Origin of the sequence: Micromonospora sp. LOL_023, from assembly GCF_048060115.1 — a bacterium.
Taxonomy (GTDB): domain Bacteria; phylum Actinomycetota; class Actinomycetes; order Mycobacteriales; family Micromonosporaceae; genus Micromonospora_E.
Genome location: NZ_JBHMIM010000137.1, coordinates 1 through 3303, shown reverse-complemented (window position 1 = coordinate 3303; position 3303 = coordinate 1). Strand labels below are relative to the sequence as shown.

General features: G+C 67.1%; 2 protein-coding genes and 2 pseudogenes. 1 reads left to right on the top strand and 3 read right to left on the bottom strand.

Going from position 1 to position 3303, the window contains the following annotated elements:
• The 3 genes and pseudogenes from ACFHVL_RS30985 to ACFHVL_RS30975 all read right to left on the bottom strand — a co-directional run.
• A pseudogene (locus tag ACFHVL_RS30985) lies at positions 1 to 213 on the bottom strand (hypothetical protein); the annotation flags it as partial.
• Positions 214 to 304: 91 nt separating this feature from the next.
• A complete protein-coding gene (locus tag ACFHVL_RS30980; protein ID WP_416632158.1) occupies positions 305 to 760 on the bottom strand; it encodes a VOC family protein in 456 nt (151 codons plus the stop codon).
• Positions 761 to 1180: 420 nt separating this feature from the next.
• Complete coding sequence (locus ACFHVL_RS30975; protein WP_416632157.1) at positions 1181 to 1567, bottom strand: HPF/RaiA family ribosome-associated protein; 387 nt, start codon at positions 1565 to 1567, stop codon at positions 1181 to 1183.
• A gap of 891 nt (positions 1568 to 2458) precedes the next feature.
• Between ACFHVL_RS30975 and ACFHVL_RS30970 the strand changes: the two are divergent.
• Positions 2459 to 3303: pseudogene (locus ACFHVL_RS30970) on the top strand (hypothetical protein); the annotation flags it as partial.

Genomic DNA, 3303 nt, shown 5'->3' with positions numbered 1-3303 from the left:
CGGCGTGGCGTCCCCGACATGCTCGGCGATGGTCCACCCGTTGCGTTTCGGCATCCTGCTGACCAGCGCCGACACGTATCGGCCGGCGTGCCGCCACGTCCGCGTCTGGACGAAACACGACCGCACCCGTTCCAACAGGTTGCCCTGTGCGCGCACCGCCCGGTCAGCCGCTACCCTGGCAGCAGCAGCCGCCTTCGATCTTGTTGTTCTCACAAACACATGATCAACAAGGCGGCTGCGTCCGCGTTGCACCACCCCTGCCGACCCGTCCTACCTGGTCACACCCCTTATGGCGGCTGCCGTACTAGTCTGCGCTCGGCGGATCGACCGGCCCGAGCACCACGGTGCCGTCCGGGTCGACCCGCCAGCCCGGATTGCAGGCAACCTCCCAGATGGCACCGTTCGGGTCGGCGAAGTGCCCGTGGTAGCCGCCGAAGTCGGCCCGCTGCCCCGGCTTGAGGATTCGGCCGCCGGCCGCCTGCGCCTCGGTCAGCACCCGGTCCACGTCGCCCGGCGTCGCCACGTTGTGCGACAAGGTGAACCCGGCCGGCGTCGTCTCGACCCTGCCCCCCGCAGCGATGTCACGCGCGAAGCCGTCGGCATCGAACAGGCCGAGAACCAGACCCGGACCGATCTGAAAGAAGATGATCTCACCGGGTACGTCGAGCGTCGGCTGCCAGCCGAGCCCGTCCCGGTAGAAGCGGCGAGCCGCCGCGAGGTCTGCGGTGGCCACGGTGACGAAGTGCACCTGCTGCTGCACGCTGAATCCTTCCAATCCCGGACATCGAACTCGGTGCTGCTACCTCAGTCCCAGGTAACCGACCAGATCGACATGCCCGGCGGCACCGGCGGGAGGTCAACGTAGTCGTCGACCAGCCCGGCCAGCAACCCGCTCGGCTCCAGCCCATCCACCCCACGACTCGCAGGTGCAGCTGCACCCGAACCCAGACCATGTCGTCGCGCCGTTCGATGCCGCTGAACCGCTCGGCCAACCCGGCGATCGGCGGACGGCCGTACTCCCACTTGTTCGGGGCGATGGACCTTCTTCGTCGTTGCCGTCGAAGAACGCCGCAACGGTGACCAGTGGCAGCAGACCAGGGTCCCCGGCCCGCCGCACCCGCTCCGACACAAATAGCGGTGCGGAAGTCTGCCACTGGCCGGGGATGGCCTGCCGACCCGGTCACTCGACGGGGGACGTGCCCAACTCCTGCGCACCGCTCTGCCGTAGATGCCGGTTGTTACGCGGCTCCTGGCGGGTCTTCATGTCGTTGAGCCGCCGCCGCAGATCGTCCCGCACATCGTTCAGGGCTGCCCGAAGATCCTCCTCGGCCGAGGTTGTCACGATCTTCGGCCAGCCGGCGATCAGGCATTCGAGAGTGACCTTCTGCCCACGTACCTCCCGGTCCTTGACCGACAACTCCAATCGGGTGCTGTCGGCCGGAAATGCGGCCAATCGACCGTCGATCACCGAGAACTGCTCGACGATCCATGCTCGGTCGCGCTGGCCGAAGCCTGCCCCGAGGTTCAGGCACTCGCCGACATTCGCCACATCGGTGGGGGCGCTCACCGGATCACCCCCGACGGCGTGCCGACGATCGGGAAGGACAGGGTGTCGTTGGGCATGATCTCGACCCTTCATGTCATAGCTTGCACTAAGTCACGCACATACCCTCCCTGGGGACAGCCGGAAACCCGCCGGGCGCCTCGGCGGTCACCTCGTGGAGCAGCCGAGCCGCCGGTCGACGTGGCCGATGAGCAGGTAGAGCCGGTCCAGGTAGAGCGCCTGCAGGTGATTCGGGAATCCCGGCAACCAGGGTTGCGCCGGGCCCGGTTCGGCGCCCCGACGGCCTGGTCGAGAGTCTGTGATGCCGACCGAGACATTGATCACAGTCAGCAGGCGCGTCGACGGTGCGCGACGTCCCGGCTGGCCCACCGGGCGGCGCGTACGGCTGCGGTCGTCGGTGTACCCGACGGCCAACGAGTCGTGGCGTAGGCGGTAGCCGAGCAGATCCCGCCACAAGAGTTGGCCGACTTCGTGCCAACGAGACTTTCAGTCCACGAACGACCGCGTAACGTACGCACTGTAGACCAGTTGCCGCGCAACACGAGGGCGAGACACGGAAGAAGTCACCGATTGACAACTTTGAGTGATCATCCCGAGAACCGGCGCCACCGGGACCCTGGCCACCGCCACCGCAGCCCTCAGGGCGACCACGAGAGGGCACATCATCCGAACGGCTGATGCCGATGGTTCAATGCCGACGGCATAAGTTTTCTTTACTTGCGGCTCAAGAAACCATCATTTCTGGCCGCGCAGTTGATTCTTCATTGAACCAATCCCTAACGTATGCGTAGGCGCAGACGGCCTGCTAGCCACCCCGGTGACCCCCACTACTGGTCGGCCGCTGCGAGCCTATACAGACAATCACAGTACGGTGAGCGTTCGGAAGGTGTACACATGGGACGATCGGTCCACAGACGCGCACCCACCCCTACCACGAGATCCGGCTCCCGGGCACGCCGCGCCGTCATCGCGGTGGCGACCCTCGGTGCCTTCGGGGTCCTGATCGGCGTCAGCCAGATCTCCAACGCGCAGACGGACCGCCGGGAACCCATCCAGATCAACGGGCTGGAAGTCCTCGGCAACAGCTGCGAGGGGAGCAACCTGGAGCCGCACAGCGGGTTCCAGGAGGGCAACCGCTGCGTCTCCACGGCGTTCGGCGAAGTTGGCGACGCGGAGAAGAACCCGACGCTGCTGATCACCGAAGCTCCGGAGACCATCGGTGTCGGCGAACCGTTCCAGTTGCGGGTCAGCACCCGCAATCTGGTCCGGGACCGGTTCCTCCCTGCCGGTCAGGGCGGCTACTACGTCGAGTCGTCGCTGCTCACCGGGGAGGGCCTCACCCGTGGGCACTTCCACACCGCATGCCGGATGCTGACCAGCACCACCGAGGCACTGGACCCGGCACCGGTACCGGCGTTCTTCGTCGCGACCGAGGACGGCGGCGGTGGGGCGGAGCCGGACGTCGTCACGATCCAGATCCCCGGGCTGCCGCAGGAAGGGATCGCGCAGTGCGCTTCCTGGGCCGGCGACGGCTCGCACCGGATCCCGATGATGCAACGGGCCAATCAGACCCCGGCCCTCGACGCCGTCCGGATCCGGGTGCAGGTACCCGGTGCGGAGGAGCCCCCAGCCGAGGAACCCCCAGCCGAAGAGCCCCCAGCCGAAGAGCCCCCAGCCGAAGAACCCCCAGCCGAAGAACCCCCAGCCGAAGAACCCCCAGCCGAAGAACCCCCAGCCGA